Raw genomic sequence first — 17,168 nt, 5'->3', positions numbered from 1 at the left:
TTTCAGTTTTCACATTTCTGTGTGGGTTTGTTGCTGCTGGAAATAAGATTACGTCGGGTTTAAAAAACGGGATAGCGGAAAGAATTTGCTAAGTTGTTGAGTTTTTTTTGACACGGTTTTTTGCGGTATATAGAAGAATTTATCCATAAAATTCATAACGGTAAGTCGTTCGAAATTTTCTGACAACTCGTTAAAAATATCCCCTTTTCATTCTCAGTAAATTACGACTACGCTTTTAATCACACCACGTAATCCACCTTTTGAGGAATGAACATGAGCACCTACAACACGCAGGACGGCACGCAGATTTATTACAAAGACTGGGGCAAGGGTAAGCCGGTACTGTTCAGCCACGGCTGGCCGCTGGACGCCGATATGTGGGACAGCCAGCTGAATTTCCTCGCCGAAAACGGCTACCGGGTGATCGCCTTTGATCGTCGCGGCTTTGGCCGTTCTGAGCAGCCGTGGGAGGGTTACAACTACGATACCTTCGCCTCTGACATCAACGACCTGATTAACCATCTGGATCTGCAGGACGTGACGCTGGTGGGCTTCTCAATGGGCGGCGGCGACGTGTCGCGCTACGTTGGCCGTTACGGTTCGGCGCGGGTTCGCGGCCTGGTGCTGCTGGGCGCGGTGACGCCGGCCTTTGGTCAGGCATCGGGCTTTGCAGGCGGGGTGGATGGCTCGGTATTTGACGGGATTCGCGACGGTCTGCGTAAAGACCGCGCACAGTTTATCAGTGATTTTGCCACGCCGTTCTTCGGGCTGAATGCCGGGCAGACGGTGTCTGAAGGCGTGCTGGCTCAGACGCTGAATATTGCGCTGCTGGCGTCGCTGAAGGGCACCATTGACTGTGTGACTGCCTTTGAGACCACCGATTTCCGTGGCGATCTGGCGAAGGTGGATGTGCCGACGCTGGTGATCCACGGTGATAATGATCAGGTGGTGCCGTTTGAGACCACCGGTAAGCTGGCGGCGCAGCAGATTAAGGGCGCGGCGCTGAAGGTGTATGAGAACGCGCCGCACGGCTTTGCGGTGACGCATCAGGATCGGCTGAACCAGGATCTGCTGGCGTTTCTGCAGACACTGTAAAGGCGCGTTGTCTGGTTGATCGAGATTCACCGGGCCTGTCAGCGGGCGACCCTCCACGGGTTACCCCGCTCCGGGCTCATCCCACTGCCCTCCCGAAAAATTGACCGGTTTGTTGAATGTGGGTCTTAGGGCGCGTTGTCTTTGTGATCGAGATTCACAGGGTCATGCGGGCGACCCTCCACGGGTTACCCCGCTCCGGGCTCATCCCACTGCCCTCCCGAAAAATTGACCGGTTTGTTGAATGTGGGTCTTAGGGCGCGTTGTCTTTGTGATCGAGATTCACAGGGTCATGCGGGCGACCCTCCGCGGGTTACCCCGCTCCGGGCTCATCCCACTGCCCTCCCGAAAAATTGACTGGTTTGTTGACTGGGTGTTTTTAAACGCCTGTGAGCTGGCATAAATTGGCTGTGGAGGCTTGGCGGGCGGCTTTTAATGCCGTTGGGAGATGGATTATTAATATCATTACTGTTTTAGATGTATTTTGAACATTGGGCTTATCCTGCGTTTTTATTAAGGTTATATGGCGATAACCTTAAAGTTTACCTGCTGAATAGTAAGAAAGATCTTATCGCCGTTTTAAGGCAAATCTGCGCGGTAAAACGGCAGAGTCAGGATGAATTTTAGATGACGACCCGCTGGGCGAAGTGGCCGGACCAGCGCAGGGGTAAACCCCCGCTGAGGCCGCGTCAGATATGAGGAAAACGCAGTTTTTTGTAAAAAAATCTTCCGCGTGAAAGCGGCCTTTTTTATGCGATCGCTCAATAAATCATCAGCCTGGCGTCACCCCGGGCAATGCATTAACAACGTTGAACAAAATAAATTATTGAGGTCAGAACTAAAAAGCCATATATTGGCCGCGTTTTTTAGCCGATGAGCTTCATTTTTATTCATTTAATCAATTGCGGCGTGTTGAGCACGCTCGGTTGTAGGAGAGATATGATGACGGATAAAGTCCGTATTGATAGTTTGAATGTGAATTCTGTAGAGGGAAACAACGCGACCTTTTTAGCCAGACAGGCTGAATTTGAGTCGAATGTGAGGAGCTATCCGCGTAAGTTGCCGTTTGCAATTGCGAAAGCTCAGGGCGCGTGGATTACCGATGTTGAAGGTAATCAGTATCTTGACTGCCTGGCCGGTGCGGGAACGCTGGCGCTTGGACACAACCATCCTGATGTTCTGCAAAGCATCCAAAATGTCATTACCAGCGGCTTGCCGTTACATACTCTTGACCTGACGACGCCACTGAAGGACCAGTTCTCTGAGTATCTGCTCTCGTTACTGCCTGGAGCGGGTAAAGAGTACTGCCTGCAGTTCACCGGCCCTTCCGGCGCTGACGCCGTGGAAGCCGCGCTGAAGCTGGCGAAAAAAGTGACCGGCCGTGCCGGCGTGATCAGCTTCTCCGGCGGCTACCACGGTATGACTCACGGCGCACTGTCCGTGACCGGTAACCTGTCGCCGAAAGAAGCGGTAGACGGCATGATGCCGGAAGTGCAGTTTATGCCTTACCCGCACCTGTACCGCTGCCCGCTGGGTATCGGCGGTGAGGCTGGCGTGAAAGCGCTGACTTACTACTTCGAAAACCTGATCAACGACGTTGAGAGCGGCGTGCGCAAACCTGCGGCGGTGATTCTGGAAGCCGTTCAGGGTGAAGGCGGCGTGAACCCGGCGCCGGCCGAGTGGCTGCAGCGCATCCGTAAGGTGACCGAAGAGCACGGCATTCTGCTGATCATCGACGAAGTGCAGGCGGGCTTTGCCCGTACCGGTAAGTTCTTCGCCTTCGAACACGCCGGCATTCAGCCGGACATCATCGTGATGTCAAAAGCCGTTGGTGGCGGTCTGCCGCTGGCCGTGCTGGGTATCAAGAAGCAGTTCGACGCCTGGTCACCTGGCCACCACACCGGCACCTTCCGTGGCAACCAGCTGGCGATGGCCACCGGCCTGACCACGCTGAAGCTGCTGAAAGAGCACAATATTGCTGACAGCGTTGCCGAGAAAGGTGAATGGCTGAAGGGCAAACTGGGCGAGCTGCAGAAGCGCTACCCGGCGATCGGCCACGTGCGCGGTCTGGGCCTGATGCTCGGCATTGAGTTCGTTAAGCCGCAGGAAGCACAGGATCAGCTGGGTTGCTACCCGGCGGACGGCGATCTGTCTGCGCTGATTCAGAAAAAATGCTTCGAAAACGGTCTGATTCTGGAGCGTGGTGGTCGTCACGGTGCGGTACTGCGCCTGTTGCCATCCCTGCTGATCAGCAAAGAAGACCTGGGCGTGTTCCTGGATAAATTTGAACAGGCGATGTTAGCCGCTGGTGTAAAACCAGTCTGAGTGGAGTGAAGTTGATGTCCCGGACAAATCCAATTCTGGCGGCCTCCGCCGAGAGCACCGAGGCCTACCAGCAGGCGATTGCCCAGACCAGCGCGGCCGTGGTGCAGTGGCTGCAGCAGCCTGAGATGTATCAGGGTAAATCTGTTGCCGAGCTGCGCGAGCGCATTCAGCTTGATTTTAACGCTCAGGGCCTGGGTAACCAGGCCGCTATCGAGCGCGCGATTGAGTACTTCCTGAAGGACAGCCTGTCGGTGCACCACCCGCAGTGCGTGGCGCACCTGCACTGCCCGAGCCTGGTGATCAGCCAGGCCGCGGAAGTGTTGATCAACGCCACCAACCAGAGCATGGACTCATGGGACCAGAGCCCGTCAGCCACCATTATGGAAGTGAAGCTGATTGAGTGGCTGCGCACCCGCGTCGGTTACCAGGCCGGCGATGCCGGCGTGTTCACCAGCGGCGGCACCCAGAGCAACCTGATGGGCCTGATGCTGGCGCGTGACGCCTTCTTCGCCCGCCAGGGGCACTCGATCCAGCAGCATGGCCTGACCGGCGATCTGCGTAAGATTAAGGTGCTGTGCTCGGAAAACGCCCACTTCTCGGTGCAGAAAAACATGGCGCTGATGGGCCTCGGCTATCAGTCCGTGACCCTGGTGAAAACCGACGAATTCGCGCGGATGGACATCAACGATCTGCGTGAGAAAGTGGCGCAGGCGCAGGCCAACGGCGAGCAGATCCTGGCGATCGTCGCCACCGCCGGTACCACCGACGCCGGTGCGATCGACCCGCTGCGTGAAATTGCTCAGCTTGCGGCTGAACAGCAGATCTGGGTACACGTTGATGCGGCCTGGGGCGGCGCGCTGCTGATGTCTGAGCAGTATCGTCACTACCTGGACGGCATCGAGCTGGTGGATTCCATTACCCTGGACTTCCACAAGCAGTACTTCCAGACCATCAGCTGCGGTGCCTTCCTGCTGAAGGAAGCGCGCCACTACGAGCTGATGCGCTACCAGGCGGCTTACCTGAACTCTGAGTTCGACGAAGCGGCCGGCGTACCGAACCTGGTCTCCAAATCGCTGCAGACCACCCGCCGCTTCGACGCACTGAAGCTGTGGATGGGCCTGGAAGCGCTGGGTCAGCAGCAGTACGCTGAAATCATCGATCACGGCGTTACCCTGGCACAGCAGGTGGCGGGCTACGTCACTGAGCAGCCGGAGCTGGAGCTGGTGATGAAGCCGCAGCTGGCCAGCGTGCTGTTCCGCTTCCGTCCTGCGGCACTGGCGAACGCCAGCGACGCGGATATCGCGCTGCTGAACCAGAAGATCGGTGACAAGCTGCTGGAATCCGGCCGCGCCAACGTCGGCGTGACGGAAGCTAACGGCATCACCTGTCTGAAGGTGACGCTGCTCAACCCAACCGTGACCCTGCAGGACATCATTAAGCTGCTGGATCTGGTTGAGCTGACCGGGAATGAGCTGCTGGCGTAATCGCCCTGCTACGCCTGAAAAAGCCGGTAACTCTGTTACCGGCTTTTTTATTGCTTAAAATCCGGCCAGAAGAAAATCAATCGCGGCTTTGATCTCATCGCGCTGCGCAGCCAGACTGGTGATCTCTTCACCCAGCATACTGCTGAGCACGCTGGCCATCTGATGCGTCATAACCAGATACTCTTTCCCTTCTATCTTCACGACCGGGCACAGCCTCACTGGCTGAGTTCCCTTAAAGCGATCGCGGGGGAAAAGCGGTATGACCAGGCGGGTATTCAGCTGGCCGATAATGTCGCTCTGTACGTCAAGCAGCCAGGGGTGGCTCTGCGATCCAGACTGGTTACGATAAACCCGGTACTGCATGATTAAAAGGCCCGGTAGCGATCGGACAACAGACCATTCTCTTCGGTAATCCGGTTGAGTTCATCTAGTCCCTGCTGATTTTCCTGCTGCCAGCGTCTGGCAGCCGTGGCGCGCAGCTCACTGAGTAAAGCAATTGCCAGGGTAGCAGAGAGATTAATGCCTGCCCGGCGGGCCTCATCATAGAGGGCGGGATCGAGCGTCACGCTAACGGTTTTTTTCTGAGTTGCGGATGATGTGGACATAATTACCCCTGCAGTGAACACGTGTCATGACAAGGGTAATAGTATACAAAAACTAATCATCTGCGTACGAAGTTTAATCTTCCGCTGCGGTCCCACTCGCAGATTCTCACAGACGAGTTAACCGCCAGCTACCGTGCCGCCAGCCACACCGCGTAGGCTTCATCCCAGATCGCCGCCGGGGTGCCGGCTTTGCCAAGGCCGAAGCCGTGGCCGCCGCGCGACAGCTGGATCTGCTGCACCGGCACGCCGACGCGGCGGCAGGTATCGGTCATGATCACGCTGTTTTCCGGGTCTGAGGTCGGGTCGTCCTCGGCCTGAGCGATAAACAGCGGCGGGTAGGCGCGGGTGACGTAATTCTGCACCGACCAGCTGGCCTCTTCCGCCGCCGTGGGATGATTACCGACCATCATCAGGTGGGTATTGGTGTGAGTGTAGGGCGGTTCCAGGGTGATCACCGGGTAGATCAGCCCGACGCTGTCCGCCTTTGGCACGATCTCGTCGATGCTATCCTGCGGCGCGTAGGTGGCAAAATCCGGCCGCGCCGCCGCCATGCCCAGCAGATGCCCCCCCGCCGAAAAGCCCAGCAGATGCACGTTGTTCTCCATCGAGCGCACCAGACGGATCGCCCGCTGAGCGTCCTGCAGCGCCACGCGGTTGCCATCCTGCCAGTGCTCCCCCGGCAGCCGGTAGCTGAGCACGTAGGCGGTGTAGCCTTTGCTGTTCAGCCAGCGCGCCACCGGCCAGCCTTCGCGGCCCATGCCGATCCAGCGGTAGCCGCCACCGGCGGCGATCAGCACCGCTTTACCGTTGGGCTGTTCCGGTACAAAGCGCTGAATGCCGGGGCTGACGATATTCGACCAGGAACCGTTAGATGAAATACGCAGCGCGCCGCTTGGCCCGCCGCCGCCAGGAGGTTCGTCCGGCCACAGCGGGAAAAAGTCCTGCCGGGCAAACAGATTGTCGGTGCTCATTGCCAGCAAAAATGCGCCGGAGCCCATTAACAGGCGGCGGCGGCTAATCATGGATCATGTCCGGTTTCTCAGGAGTAGGCAGAATCTGGTGGCTGAGCGCCCGGGCGGCGCATCTCAGCGGCGAAATAGTATGCACATTGCCAGAGAAATGCTACAGGAGTCACAGTTTTATTGTGGCTTAGCAAAATAAATTTGAAGAAAATGCACAGCAGACTAGCGGAATGGCGGGCGGGTAGCCTGAGCGGAGAAAAAGTCGGCGGCGGCGGGCAGAGGCAGAAGGGGCAGCGGGCCCCGATCGCAGGGGCCCGCGGGCGATTACTTAGCGTTTTGCGTCGCGTACTGCGCAACGTTCTCTTTGGTGATCACCTGATAGGGGATCCACATAAAGCGATCTTTACTGGTGCCGTCGATCACCTGTTTCACCATGGTCACCGCGCCTCTGCCCTGCCCGGCCGCGTCCTGGAAGACGGTCAGCGCCAGCCGGCCGTTTTTAATAAACTGCAGCGCGTCCGGGGTGCCGTCGATGCCGGCCACCAGCACGTCTTTTCTGCCGCTCTGGTTCAGCGCCATAATCGCGCCGATCGCCATCTCATCGTTGTTGGCGGCAATCGCGTCGATCTTATTGCCGGAGAGCAGCCAGCCGGAAGTCACATCGACCGCTTCATTACGCATCCACTGGGCGGACTGCTTCTCGACCACCTTCATATCCTTATATTTGGCGATCACCTCTTCGGTGGCTTTGGTGCGCTGGCGCGCCTCTTCCGCCGACAGTGCGCCCATCAGGATCGCCACGTTGCCTTTGTAGTTCATGCGCTTGGCCAGCGCTTCCATCTCCATGCGCCCGCCCAGCAGTGAATCTGAACCGACGTAGCCCATTTTGCCGGTCAGCTCCACTTCCGGCTTACGGTTGACGAAAATCAGCGGGATACTGGCTTTGCTGGCCGCATCCATCATGCGCTTCACGCCCTGGGTATCCACCGGGTTAAGGATAATCGCATCGACGCCCTGGTTAATAAAGTTCTCCACCTGCTGCACCTGAACCGCCACGTCGCCCTTGGCGTCTTCAAACTGCCCCTGAATCTGCTCTTTTTTCATCTCCTCCGCCATCTGCGTGCGCAGAATGGAGATAAAGTTAAGGTCAAAGTTGGCCAGCGCCACGCCAACGCGCAGATCTTTCGCCTGGGTAGCGGGCGCCAGCGACAGCGCTAAAATTAACAGTCCGGCTTTTTTTGTGTTCATCGCGTTAATCCTGTAGGTATAGGTAATTTATTATTTTATAAGGTAACAATAGGAAAATGGCCTGCAGATAACGGCCGGTAAAGCGTTGTAAAAAAGCGGCCAGGGCTGACCGCACTGAGATTTACTGCTGAAAATGCGCTGTTCAGACCGGGCACTACCGCTGCCCTCAGATGCCCGGCCTTCTGACGCAATACCCCCAACTCTTCATTACCCGTTGCCGGCGCTTAGCGATCGCCTGCCGCGGGATAAATCGTCGTACTGATGACATAGCAAAGGCTGTGCCAGGCGGCAGATCCCCGCAGGCCGCCGCTCTTACCGCCTCTTGCGCTCGAAAAATGAACATAAAAAGAACATGTCAACTTAACATGTCTATAAAATGGACACTCCGGACGGTGGGCAATACGAATGTTGCAGATAACCCGGGCAGGGGGATTCGGTCCGGGTGTGACGGTCAGCGGCGGCGGCCTGGTGTCGGTGATGCCCGCGTCGGGCGGTATAACAGACTGAAAAGGTATGATCTGAGCGCCGGCACCTTCTGCGGTTAAGTCCGGCCCGGCGCGCGGCTTTCTGGCGGAAAATGCAAACGGGGAGCTGAAATCAGCTCCCCGTTTTGTCTGCTGTCGCCTTAGTTGAGCGGCGTTTTATCTTTCTTCGACAGGCTGTCCAGCCAGCCCATCACAAACGCCGACAGCACAAAGGTCAGGTGAATAATCACGTACCATAACAGCTTGTTATCCGGGATATTGCGCGCGTCCATAAACACCCGCAGCAGGTGAATCGACGAGATGGCGACGATCGAGGCGGCCACCTTGTTTTTCAGCGAGCCGGAGTCCATTTTGCCCAGCCAGCTGAGCTTCTCCTTATGCTCGGCGATATCCAGCTTGGAGACGAAGTTCTCGTAGCCGGAAAGCATCACCATCACCAGCAGCCCGCCGACCAGCGTCAGATCGATCATCGAAAGCAGCACCAGCACCAGATCGTTTTCCGCAATGCTCAACACGTTCGGCAGCAGATGGAAAACCTCCTGGAAAAACTTAATGGCCAGCGCCAGCAGCCCGATCGACAACCCAAGGTAGATCGGCGCCAGCAGCCAGCGCGAGGAGTAAATGAGATTTTCGACGAAACGTTCCATAGCATCCAGTTCACAGTTAAACAGGCGCGCATTATAACCGATCGCCGATGAACTTTTGCAGAAGGTGCGGGGTGTCAGAGCAGAATTCATGGGATTTTACGCAGGTTGTAAGTAACAGGAGAGCTGAGTGTTACAACCACAATTGTGAATCCTGGAAATCGCGTGCCTGGTGTAACACCCTGGCAATGAGCACCTGCTCAGCGCCGGGGAAAAACCATATTGCGTGGCTTGCAACGGGAAGAGGACAGAGTCCGGCTTTGATCTCATCCCGGTGCAGGCCGACCTCATGATATTTCAGCATGTCAAAAGCGGTATAAAATCGATCAATATAGGCATCGGCGGTCTTCTCACCGAATTTCAGGAACCCATAAATATAGATATCTTCGAGATCGGCGCGGGCACCCGGCGTAATGTTAATCCTCCTTCCCTGAGACATTGAGTTTTCCTTTCACTTCTCTGATGAATGCGTCACGATCCCATTCCTGTGGCGCTCCGCTGGCCAGTCCCTCGTCAATCAGTGTTCTTAGCTGTTGTAACTTAGAATGAGCCTGTTGCTCTTTAAGCAAACGTAGCGATTCGCGAATGACTTCACTTTGCGTTCGGTAATCTCCTGACTCGACCAGAGATTCAACGTAACCACGCAACTCTTCACCTAAATCAACCGTCATGGTTCTGGGCATAGAAACACTCTCTGTAAGAACATTTCTTACAAGGTTACGACATCCACTGCCGGGCATCCACTTCTGCGCTTAAATTGCGCACAAAATTACCCTTATTCTCCAATCCCTTTCACCTGCGGTTCCTGCTCCGGTAGCTGCACGTGATTCACCGGTCGCATTGCCTTATACCGCTGCTGCTCATAGCCCCAGGGGCTGCTGCGGCCATCAGCGGTGGTCGCCTGGCTGGCTCTGTGTCCAGGGCTCGCCGCGGCCTGCACGCCTGTTGCCGCAAGGGTGCCGGACAACGCGGCGAGCAGCACTGCACGTTTTACGATATGCGGCATAACGGCCTCCGGCCTCAGTGATACTGACGGTGCTGAATACGGTAGTCGCGCGGGGTGATATTGAAATGCTTTTTAAACACCCGCTGGAAGCACTGCTGGGATGAGAAACCGAGATCCATCGAGATGGTCATAATACTTTTGGTCGAATCGATCAGGCACTGCGCGGCCTGCTCAAGGCGGCGGCTGCGAATAAAGGTCGCCAGGGTAATACCGCGCTGCTCTTTAAACGCGCGCTGCAGGTGCCATTTCGAGTAGCCGGACTTCGCCGCCACCGCCTCAATGTTCAGACCTTCCTCTAAATGCTGATCGATCCAGTCGACGATCACGTCCACGATTTCATTCTTCATTGTTGACTCTCCGCGATGACGGGCGTTGGCCGCCCCACTCCAAACCTAAAAGAAAGGATGATTATTGTTATGATTTTATTGAATTTATTGGGATATGAAAAAAATTGCAGAACATATCAAAAATTTATGGAAGGCATGGTATGCCCGCACTTAAAATAGTTCAAATAGATAAAATAAATCTGTAACAATAGACAGGGGCTATATGTCTGCCAATATGGATCTGAACCTGGTGCGGGTGTTTATCGCCATTTACGAAACGCAAAGCGTCAGCGCCGCCGCCGACCGCCTGTTTATCACCCAGCCCTCGGCCAGCTACGCGCTGGCACGGCTGCGGGCTGAGACCGGAAATGAGCTGTTTAAGCGCAGCCGTAAAGGCATGCTGCCCACCTCCACCGCCAGCCAGCTTTACCGGGTCTTTAAGGGGGCGCTGAGCGGCATTGAAAAGGCGGTGGCCGAAACCCGCAGCTTCTCTCCGGAAACATCCTCTCACAAATTCCGCCTCGCCCTCTCCGACCTCGGCGAGCTGCTGCTGCTGCCGCGGCTGGTGAAACACCTGCGTGAGGTGGCACCAAACGTGCGGCTGGAGGTGATACCGATTGAGATGCAGAAGCTGAACGAGTGGCTGCTGACCGGCAAGGTCGACGCGGCGCTGTGCAGCCGCAACGAGAACATTACCCTGGCACAGCGTGACCGGATTATGGATGAGCGCTACGTCTGCCTGCTGAACTGCCGCCATCCGCGCATCGGCGGCGAGATGACGCTGGAGCAGTATCTGGCCGAGCAGCATATTCTGGTGTCGGCCATCAGCGGCCATCAGTTGGTGGAAGAGCGGATCAGGGAGTATGGCGTGGAACGGAATATCGCGCTGGAGGTGCCGCACTTTGCGGCGCTGGGCGAGCTGATCGCCGCCAGCCATCTGCTGGCGACGCTGCCCTCCAGCGCGGCGGCGATCTACGCCGCACGCGGCAACGGCCGGATCGTCGAGCTGCCGTTCCAGGTTCCGAACCTGGAAGTGTGCCTGTACGGCCATACCGAAATTGGTGACATCACCGCCAAAAGCTGGTTCTACAATACGTTAAAGACCGCCTGCCCGCTGATTATGGATCGCAGCAACGTTACTTACGGCGCGGCCCCTGGCTCCAGTAGGCCATAAAGCTGATGGTCTCCTGCGCCAGCCCGCGCTCACCGATCAGGTAGCGGCGCAGATGCTTCACCGCGCTGGATTCGGCGGCCACCCAGCCGTGGAAGAGGCGGTTATCGCTGGCGGCGCGATCCCACAGCAGTTCGCCTTCGCCCTCTTCACGCACGTCCTGGCACACCTGCGCCTGCTCCGGCAGCCTGACGTGCTCTTTCACCGCCGCCAGCAGCGCTTCACCGTAGCGCAGCTCGCCGTGCTCGCGTGCCAGCCAGTGGGCTTCAACGAACGGGTACTCGCTGAGATCCAGCCAGTCACCGCGCGCCGGCATCTCAACAAACAGCTGCACCTGCGGCGGCTGCGGCCAGCCTGCCAGCTGTTCGATAATCGCTTTGGCGGCCGGTAAGGCGGTTTCATCCGCCACCACCAGCGCCTGCTGCACCTGCGGGTGCGGTGCCCACTCATAGCCGCCGCTGTCGGCCTCGTGGGCGCGGTTTGGCGCGGCGATTTGCAAGCTGTCGCCCGGTTGTGCGCCCAGCGCCCAGGCAGAGGCCGGGCCTTCGGTGCCGTGCATCACGAACTCCACGTCGATCTCACCGGCTTCGGCGTTAACGTTGCGCAGGGTGTAGGTGCGCAGGATCGGGCGATCTTCCGTCGGCATGGCGCAGACCCGCTCCCACCAGTGCACCTCTTCGTTAATCAGCCGGGAGGGTTTGCCGCTCAGCGACGGCAGCAGCAGCTTAATACGCTGGTCCGGCGCGTCGATTTTTATCTGCCGTAACTCTTCACCGCTGAACGTACAGCAGAGCATCGACGGAGAGAGTTCCCGTTTACGCGCCAGAACCACGTTAAATAAGCGATACGCCTGTACTGCTGCCATACATCACCTCTGAGACCGGAAAACGTCGCGCGAAGCACCGCGCAGGTAAGGGCAGCAAGAATAGCAAACACAAATGATAATGAGAATGAGTAATGATTCAGTGCGAGCCACCAGAAATACACAGAAGCATTGATCGCGGCGACAAAAGCGGTCAACGTAGGGGCTCTGCTGCCGCCAACCCGGAGTTCACCGATGTCGCTAACCCTTCTGACGCAGCTGGCCGATCTCCCGGCCAGTCAGTGGGACGCCCTGCTGCCCGACGATCAGCCCTTTATGCGCCACGCCTTTTTATCCAGCCTGGAAGAGAGCGGCTCGGTCAGCGCCGCCACCGGCTGGCAGCCGCAGCATCTGCTGTGGATCGAGGAGGGTCGCCCGCTGGCGGCGCTGCCCGGCTATGTGAAAAGCCACTCGATGGGCGAGTACGTCTTCGATCACGCGTGGGCCGACGCCTGCCAGCGGGCGGGCATCCCCTATTACCCGAAATGGCTGTCTGCGGTGCCGCTCAGCCCGGTGAGCGGCGCGCGGCTGGTAGGGGATGCGGCGGCGGGCGGGCGGCTGTTACAGGCGCTGCCCGGTTTTCTGGCACAGCAGCAGCTGTACAGCGGCCATATCAACTTCAGCGATGCCCGGCTGGCCGCAGAGCTGGCAGCAGACCCGCGCTGGCTGCCGCGCCTCGGCTGTCAGTATCACTGGCACAACCGCGGCTACCGCGACTTTCAGGACTTTCTTGATACGCTGACCTCGCGCAAGCGCAAGCAGCTGCGCAAGGAGCGTGAAGGGGTGGCAAAACAGGGCTTCAGCTTTGACTGGTATCAGGGCCATGAGCTGAATGAGGCGCAGTGGGACTTCGTTTACGCCTGCTACGCCAGCACCTACCGGGTGCGCGGCCGCCAGCCCTATCTGACCCGCACCTTCTTCAGCCTGCTGGCGGAGCGGATGCCCGCCGCGATCCGCGTGGTGATGGCCAGCCACGACGGGCAGCCGGTGGCGATGGCCTTCAGCCTGGTCGACGGCCAGACCTTCTACGGCCGCTACTGGGGCTGCCTGGCGGAGTTTAACCACCTGCACTTTGAAACCTGTTTCTATCAGGGAATGGAGTACGCGATGGCCCACGGGCTGCAGCGCTTTGACGCCGGAGCCCAGGGCGAACACAAGCTGATCCGCGGCTTTGAGCCGGTGCTTACCGACTCCTGGCACCTGCTGCGCCACCCCGGCCTGCAGGATGCGGTGGCGGACTTTCTGCAGCAGGAGCGTGACGGCGTGCGCGCCTGGGCAGAAGAGGCGCGGGAAGCGCTGCCTTACCGACAGACCCACGATTAGCGACCTGCTGCCGGCCCCTGTGTACGGCAGGCAGCCACCGGTGCCGCAGGCGGGAAACCCAGGCCTCAGCCCGCTGCCGCCGGATAACGGCAGCGGACCGCCATTAACGCCCTGTCCGGGGCGCCTTACAGGCGCGCCCTTAATCCCGCTGGCGGTGGCTTACTGTTCGCCAACAAACCCACCCGTCTGGTGCTGCCACAGCCGCGCATACAGCCCGCCCTGCGCCAGCAGTTCCGCGTGGCTGCCGATCTCGACGATGCGCCCCTGTTCCAGCACCACCAGCCGGTCCATCCGCGCAATGGTCGACAGCCGGTGGGCGATGGCGATCACCGTTTTATCGCCCATCAGCGTCTCCAGGCTCTCCTGTATCGCCGCCTCCACTTCCGAATCCAGCGCCGAGGTGGCCTCATCCATAATCAGGATCGGCGCATCCTTCAGCAGCACGCGGGCGATAGCGATGCGCTGGCGCTGGCCGCCGGAGAGCTTGACGCCGCGTTCGCCGACGTGGGCATCCAGCCCGCTGCGCCCCTGCGGATCGGCCAGCAGCGGGATAAACTCGTCGGCCTTCGCCTGATGAATAGCGCGCGTCAGTTCGGCTTCGCTGGCGTCCGGGCGGCCGTAGAGCAGGTTATCGCGAATGGAGCGGTGCAGCAGCGAGGTGTCCTGGGTGATCATACCAATCTGCGCGCGCAGGCTCTGCTGGCTGACGCCGGCAATGTCCTGGCCGTCGATCAGAATACGCCCGCCGTTGAGGTCATACAGCCTTAGCAGCAGGTTGACCAGCGTCGATTTACCGGCGCCGGACGGGCCAATCAGGCCGATCTTCTCACCGGGGCGGATGGTCAGCTGCAGGCCGTCGATCACCCGGCGCTCGCCGCCGTAGTTAAAGCGGATGGCGTCGAAGTGAATTTCACCGCGCGGCACGCGCAGCGCAGCGGACTGCGGCGTATCCTGCACGCTGACCGGCTGCGCGATGGTCTTCAGCCCGTCCTGCACCATGCCGATATTTTCAAAGATGCCGTTAACCACCCACATGATCCAGCCGGACATATTGACGATGCGAATAACCAGCCCGGTGGCCAGCGCAATGGCACCGACGCTGATCAGCGACTGGCTCCACAGCCACAGCGCCAGCCCGGTGGTGCTGACCATCAGCAGGCCGTTCAGCGTGGTCACTACCACGTCCATACCGGTCACCATGCGCCCCTGATGACGGGTTTTTTCGGTCAGGTCGCCGATCGCCTCGCGGGCGTAACGGCTTTCCAGGTCGCCGTGGGCGAACAGCTTGAGGGTGGTGATATTGGTGTAGCCATCGACCACGTTGCCCATCAGCCGCGAACGGGAGTCCGACGAGGCCACCGAGCGCGCCTTGATGCGCGGCACAAAGTAGCGCAGGCACAGCACGTAGCCGGCGATCCACACCACCAGCGGCATCGCCAGCCGCCAGTCGGCCTCGGCAAACAGCACCAGCGTGGTCACCGCGTAGATCAGCACGTGCCACAGCGCGTCCACCGCCTGCACCGCCGAGTCGCGCAGCGCGCTGCCGGTCTGCATAATGCGCTGGGCGATGCGCCCGGCAAAGTCGTTCTGGAAAAAGCTGACGCTCTGCCGCAGCACGTAGCTGTGGTTCTGCCAGCGGATCATATTGGTCATGCCGGGGTTAATGGTCTGGTGCACCAGCAGGTCGTGCAGGCCGATAAACAGCGGCCGCAGCAGCATTGCCACCGCCGCCATCCACAGCAGCTCACCGCTGTGATCGCGAAAGAAACTGGCCGCGCCGCCGGCGTTTACCAGGTCGATAATCCGGCTCAGGTAGCGAAACAGCGCCACCTCAATCAGCGAGGCGATCAGGCCGATCACCAGCAGCACGGCAAAGCCCGGCCACACCTGGCGCAGATAGTAGAGATAAAAACGCCAGACGCCGTCCGGCGGCGTGGCGTCCGGGGCGGGGCGAAACACATCGATCATCCTTTCAATACGGCTGAACAGCATAAGGCAGGCTCACTTATCCGGCGGGAAACCTCCATCTTAGTCGATCGCGCTTTAAGACAGCCGTCACCTGGTGCGGTTGTTGATGAAAAGTGCTGCCGCGGGTGTCAGGTTTTGCTGCCGCCTGCCGCCAGGAACTGCTTTAATAGCCGGACATTAACGCGGCACGGGGGCAAGGGGTGGAACGACTGGAGTGCGATCGCATGTTTGTGGCGGTGCTGGAGCTGGGCAGCTTTGCCGCCGCCGCCGCCCGGCTGGGCACCAGCAGCGGCCAGGCCTCGAAGCTGGTCTCTAAACTGGAGCGCGAGCTGGGGGTGCAGCTGCTGAAGCGCAGCACCCGGGCGCTGGCGGCCACCGAGGTTGGCCAGGCCTATTTTGAACAGGTGAAAAATCTGCTCGACGAGTGGGACGCGCTCGATGCCTCGGTGCGGCTGGCGGCGGGCCGCCCGTCGGGACGGCTGAAGATCAGCGCGCCGGTCTCGTTCGGCAGCGGTCCGCTGGCCCCTGCGCTGATCGCCTTTGCCCGCGAGTTCCCGGAGATCGCACTGGATGTCAGTTTCTCCGACCGGCTGGTCAATATCGTGGATGAAGGCTTCGATGTCGCGATCCGCATTGGCAAACTCAGCGACAGTAGCCTGATTGCCCGCCGCCTCAGTGATATCCGTGTGGTCACCGCCGCCAGCGACGACTATCTGCGCCAGTACGGCACGCCGCTCAGCTGCCAGCAGCTGGCCGATCACCACTGCATTATCGACACCAACTTTCGCGATCCGAACAACTGGACATTCAGCGTCGGCGGCGAACCGATCAGCCAGCCGGTACGGGGTCGCCTGCACTTTTCCAGCGCCGAAGCCAGCCTGACAGCGGCGAAAAGCGGGCTGGGCATCGCCCTGCTACCCACCTTTATCGCTGCCCCGGCGCTGCGCAGCGGCACGATCCGTACCGTGCTGGCAGCGCATGAAGTGCCTCCGCTCGGTCTGTATGCCGTCTACCCGCCGGCACGCCACCTCGCCCACAAAGTGCGGGCGCTGATCGACTTTCTGGTCAGCCATTTTGCCGGGCAGCCGGAGTGGGATCGGGGCTGGTAACCGAGGCCAGGATCGCACAGATTGATTACTTCCATTTCGGAAGGAATGTTTGCCATTCCGGGCGGATAATAAACCCTGTGGCATCCGTGTACAGTCTGCCTTATCAACTTCCGACTTCCTCTGCACAGGCGACATCACATGACTGATACCCGTACCGCTCCCTGGGCCGCGCTGATCCTGCGTCTCTCCCTTGGCATCCTGTTCCTGGCGCACGCTGGCCTGAAATTTTTTGTCTTCACTCCGGCGGGCACCGCCAAATTCTTCGCCTCGATCGGCCTGCCCGGCGGCCTGGCCTACGTCACTATCGCCTGGGAAGTGCTGGGTGCCGTGGCGCTGATCGTCGGCTACCGCCCGCGCATCGCCGCCCTGCTGCTGATCCCGGTGCTGGTGGGTGCGGTTGCTACCGTTCACGGCGCGGCCGGTTTCTGGTTCACCAACCCGAACGGCGGCTGGGAGTATCCGGTCTTCTGGGCCATCAGCCTGCTGGTGCTGGCGCTGATCGGCGACGGTAAATACGCGCTGAAAGCCTCGCTGCCCGCCGCAAAACGCCTGTAAGGA

General features: G+C 59.2%; 18 protein-coding genes. 7 read left to right on the top strand and 11 right to left on the bottom strand.

Annotated features, from left to right (window positions below):
* Window positions 1-273 precede the first annotated feature (273 nt).
* From GKQ23_RS02170 to GKQ23_RS02160, 3 genes are all read left to right on the top strand, one after another.
* Window positions 274-1,095: an alpha/beta fold hydrolase gene (locus GKQ23_RS02170; protein WP_212409655.1), complete on the top strand. Its 822-nt coding sequence runs from the start codon at window positions 274-276 to the stop codon at window positions 1,093-1,095.
* Between the two features lie 939 nt (window positions 1,096-2,034).
* Window positions 2,035-3,417, top strand: coding sequence for a diaminobutyrate--2-oxoglutarate transaminase (locus tag GKQ23_RS02165; protein WP_056241170.1), 1,383 nt, complete (start codon window positions 2,035-2,037; stop codon window positions 3,415-3,417).
* A gap of 14 nt (window positions 3,418-3,431) precedes the next feature.
* Window positions 3,432-4,901 carry an aspartate aminotransferase family protein gene (locus tag GKQ23_RS02160; RefSeq protein WP_212409654.1) on the top strand — a complete coding sequence of 490 codons (1,470 nt, stop codon included), beginning with the start codon at window positions 3,432-3,434 and terminating at the stop codon, window positions 4,899-4,901.
* A gap of 54 nt (window positions 4,902-4,955) precedes the next feature.
* On the opposite strand, the gene GKQ23_RS02155 is transcribed toward GKQ23_RS02160, so the two are convergent.
* The 9 genes from GKQ23_RS02155 to GKQ23_RS02115 all read right to left on the bottom strand — a co-directional run bounded on the left by GKQ23_RS02155 (window position 4,956) and on the right by GKQ23_RS02115 (window position 10,198).
* The gene (locus GKQ23_RS02155; RefSeq protein WP_212409653.1) at window positions 4,956-5,264 is read right to left on the bottom strand and encodes a CcdB family protein; all 309 of its coding nucleotides are present in this window, start codon (window positions 5,262-5,264) and stop codon (window positions 4,956-4,958) included.
* 2 nt (window positions 5,265-5,266) lie between these two features.
* Window positions 5,267-5,506: a type II toxin-antitoxin system CcdA family antitoxin gene (locus GKQ23_RS02150; RefSeq protein WP_212409652.1), complete on the bottom strand. Its 240-nt coding sequence runs from the start codon at window positions 5,504-5,506 to the stop codon at window positions 5,267-5,269.
* A 128-nt stretch (window positions 5,507-5,634) separates the two neighbouring features.
* Window positions 5,635-6,528 (bottom strand): alpha/beta hydrolase, encoded by an 894-nt coding sequence (locus GKQ23_RS02145; protein WP_212409651.1) that lies wholly within the window; start codon window positions 6,526-6,528, stop codon window positions 5,635-5,637.
* Window positions 6,529-6,792: 264 nt separating this feature from the next.
* On the bottom strand, window positions 6,793-7,716 hold the full coding sequence (locus tag GKQ23_RS02140; protein ID WP_056240596.1) for a substrate-binding domain-containing protein: 924 nt from the start codon (window positions 7,714-7,716) through the stop codon (window positions 6,793-6,795).
* A gap of 625 nt (window positions 7,717-8,341) precedes the next feature.
* Window positions 8,342-8,848: a TIGR00645 family protein gene (locus GKQ23_RS02135; protein ID WP_056240600.1), complete on the bottom strand. Its 507-nt coding sequence runs from the start codon at window positions 8,846-8,848 to the stop codon at window positions 8,342-8,344.
* Between the two features lie 130 nt (window positions 8,849-8,978).
* Entirely contained in the window at window positions 8,979-9,284 is a 306-nt protein-coding gene (locus tag GKQ23_RS02130) for a type II toxin-antitoxin system RelE/ParE family toxin (protein WP_212409650.1), read from the bottom strand.
* Window positions 9,262-9,528, bottom strand: a complete 267-nt coding sequence (locus GKQ23_RS02125; RefSeq protein WP_212409649.1) for a type II toxin-antitoxin system ParD family antitoxin — start codon at window positions 9,526-9,528, stop codon at window positions 9,262-9,264. Before GKQ23_RS02125 ends, GKQ23_RS02130 begins: the two co-directional genes overlap by 23 nt.
* 92 nt (window positions 9,529-9,620) lie before the next feature.
* Window positions 9,621-9,851, bottom strand: a complete 231-nt coding sequence (locus GKQ23_RS02120; protein WP_212409648.1) for a hypothetical protein — start codon at window positions 9,849-9,851, stop codon at window positions 9,621-9,623.
* Window positions 9,852-9,865: 14 nt separating this feature from the next.
* Window positions 9,866-10,198 (bottom strand): helix-turn-helix domain-containing protein, encoded by a 333-nt coding sequence (locus GKQ23_RS02115; protein ID WP_056240607.1) that lies wholly within the window; start codon window positions 10,196-10,198, stop codon window positions 9,866-9,868.
* 202 nt (window positions 10,199-10,400) lie between these two features.
* Here GKQ23_RS02115 and GKQ23_RS02110 point away from each other — a divergent pair, with 202 nt between their 5' ends.
* Entirely contained in the window at window positions 10,401-11,351 is a 951-nt protein-coding gene (locus tag GKQ23_RS02110; protein ID WP_072166447.1) for a LysR family transcriptional regulator, read from the top strand.
* Here the strand turns inward: GKQ23_RS02110 and GKQ23_RS02105 are convergent.
* Window positions 11,314-12,213: a siderophore-interacting protein gene (locus tag GKQ23_RS02105; protein ID WP_056240610.1), complete on the bottom strand. Its 900-nt coding sequence runs from the start codon at window positions 12,211-12,213 to the stop codon at window positions 11,314-11,316. The two genes, GKQ23_RS02110 and GKQ23_RS02105, sit on opposite strands and share 38 nt — an antisense overlap.
* A 192-nt stretch (window positions 12,214-12,405) precedes the next feature.
* Between GKQ23_RS02105 and GKQ23_RS02100 the strand changes: the two genes are divergently transcribed.
* Window positions 12,406-13,533, top strand: a complete 1,128-nt coding sequence (locus GKQ23_RS02100) for a GNAT family N-acetyltransferase (RefSeq protein ID WP_212409647.1) — start codon at window positions 12,406-12,408, stop codon at window positions 13,531-13,533.
* Between the two features lie 159 nt (window positions 13,534-13,692).
* Here the strand turns inward: GKQ23_RS02100 and GKQ23_RS02095 are convergent, their stop codons facing one another.
* Entirely contained in the window at window positions 13,693-15,525 is a 1,833-nt protein-coding gene (locus GKQ23_RS02095) for an ABC transporter ATP-binding protein (protein ID WP_212409646.1), read from the bottom strand.
* A 176-nt stretch (window positions 15,526-15,701) separates the two neighbouring features.
* On the opposite strand from GKQ23_RS02095, the gene GKQ23_RS02090 reads away from it, so the two are divergent.
* Both GKQ23_RS02090 and GKQ23_RS02085 read left to right on the top strand, forming a co-directional pair.
* Complete coding sequence (locus GKQ23_RS02090; RefSeq protein WP_101506291.1) at window positions 15,702-16,610, top strand: LysR family transcriptional regulator; 909 nt, start codon at window positions 15,702-15,704, stop codon at window positions 16,608-16,610.
* A 138-nt stretch (window positions 16,611-16,748) separates the two neighbouring features.
* Complete coding sequence (locus GKQ23_RS02085; protein ID WP_212409645.1) at window positions 16,749-17,165, top strand: DoxX family protein; 417 nt, start codon at window positions 16,749-16,751, stop codon at window positions 17,163-17,165.
* Window positions 17,166-17,168: the final 3 nt, after the last annotated feature.

This window comes from Erwinia sp. E602 (assembly GCF_018141005.1).
Taxonomy (GTDB): domain Bacteria; phylum Pseudomonadota; class Gammaproteobacteria; order Enterobacterales; family Enterobacteriaceae; genus Erwinia.
Note: the sequence above shows the minus strand (reverse complement) of the source record. Positions and strands in the feature narration are given on the sequence as shown.

Excerpts from the sequence above, each read along its gene's own strand:
- GKQ23_RS02170 (WP_212409655.1), top strand. The coding sequence starts at position 274 with ATGAGCACCTACAACACGCAGGACGGCACGCAGATTTATTACAAAGAC.
- GKQ23_RS02165 (WP_056241170.1), top strand. The coding sequence starts at position 2,035 with ATGACGGATAAAGTCCGTATTGATAGTTTGAATGTGAATTCTGTAGAG.
- GKQ23_RS02160 (WP_212409654.1), top strand. The coding sequence starts at position 3,432 with ATGTCCCGGACAAATCCAATTCTGGCGGCCTCCGCCGAGAGCACCGAG.
- GKQ23_RS02155 (WP_212409653.1), bottom strand. The coding sequence starts at position 5,264 with ATGCAGTACCGGGTTTATCGTAACCAGTCTGGATCGCAGAGCCACCCC.
- GKQ23_RS02150 (WP_212409652.1), bottom strand. The coding sequence starts at position 5,506 with ATGTCCACATCATCCGCAACTCAGAAAAAAACCGTTAGCGTGACGCTC.
- GKQ23_RS02145 (WP_212409651.1), bottom strand. The coding sequence starts at position 6,528 with ATGATTAGCCGCCGCCGCCTGTTAATGGGCTCCGGCGCATTTTTGCTG.
- GKQ23_RS02140 (WP_056240596.1), bottom strand. The coding sequence starts at position 7,716 with ATGAACACAAAAAAAGCCGGACTGTTAATTTTAGCGCTGTCGCTGGCG.
- GKQ23_RS02135 (WP_056240600.1), bottom strand. The coding sequence starts at position 8,848 with ATGGAACGTTTCGTCGAAAATCTCATTTACTCCTCGCGCTGGCTGCTG.
- GKQ23_RS02130 (WP_212409650.1), bottom strand. The coding sequence starts at position 9,284 with ATGTCTCAGGGAAGGAGGATTAACATTACGCCGGGTGCCCGCGCCGAT.
- GKQ23_RS02125 (WP_212409649.1), bottom strand. The coding sequence starts at position 9,528 with ATGCCCAGAACCATGACGGTTGATTTAGGTGAAGAGTTGCGTGGTTAC.
- GKQ23_RS02120 (WP_212409648.1), bottom strand. The coding sequence starts at position 9,851 with ATGCCGCATATCGTAAAACGTGCAGTGCTGCTCGCCGCGTTGTCCGGC.
- GKQ23_RS02115 (WP_056240607.1), bottom strand. The coding sequence starts at position 10,198 with ATGAAGAATGAAATCGTGGACGTGATCGTCGACTGGATCGATCAGCAT.
- GKQ23_RS02110 (WP_072166447.1), top strand. The coding sequence starts at position 10,401 with ATGTCTGCCAATATGGATCTGAACCTGGTGCGGGTGTTTATCGCCATT.
- GKQ23_RS02105 (WP_056240610.1), bottom strand. The coding sequence starts at position 12,213 with ATGGCAGCAGTACAGGCGTATCGCTTATTTAACGTGGTTCTGGCGCGT.
- GKQ23_RS02100 (WP_212409647.1), top strand. The coding sequence starts at position 12,406 with ATGTCGCTAACCCTTCTGACGCAGCTGGCCGATCTCCCGGCCAGTCAG.
- GKQ23_RS02095 (WP_212409646.1), bottom strand. The coding sequence starts at position 15,525 with ATGCTGTTCAGCCGTATTGAAAGGATGATCGATGTGTTTCGCCCCGCC.
- GKQ23_RS02085 (WP_212409645.1), top strand. The coding sequence starts at position 16,749 with ATGACTGATACCCGTACCGCTCCCTGGGCCGCGCTGATCCTGCGTCTC.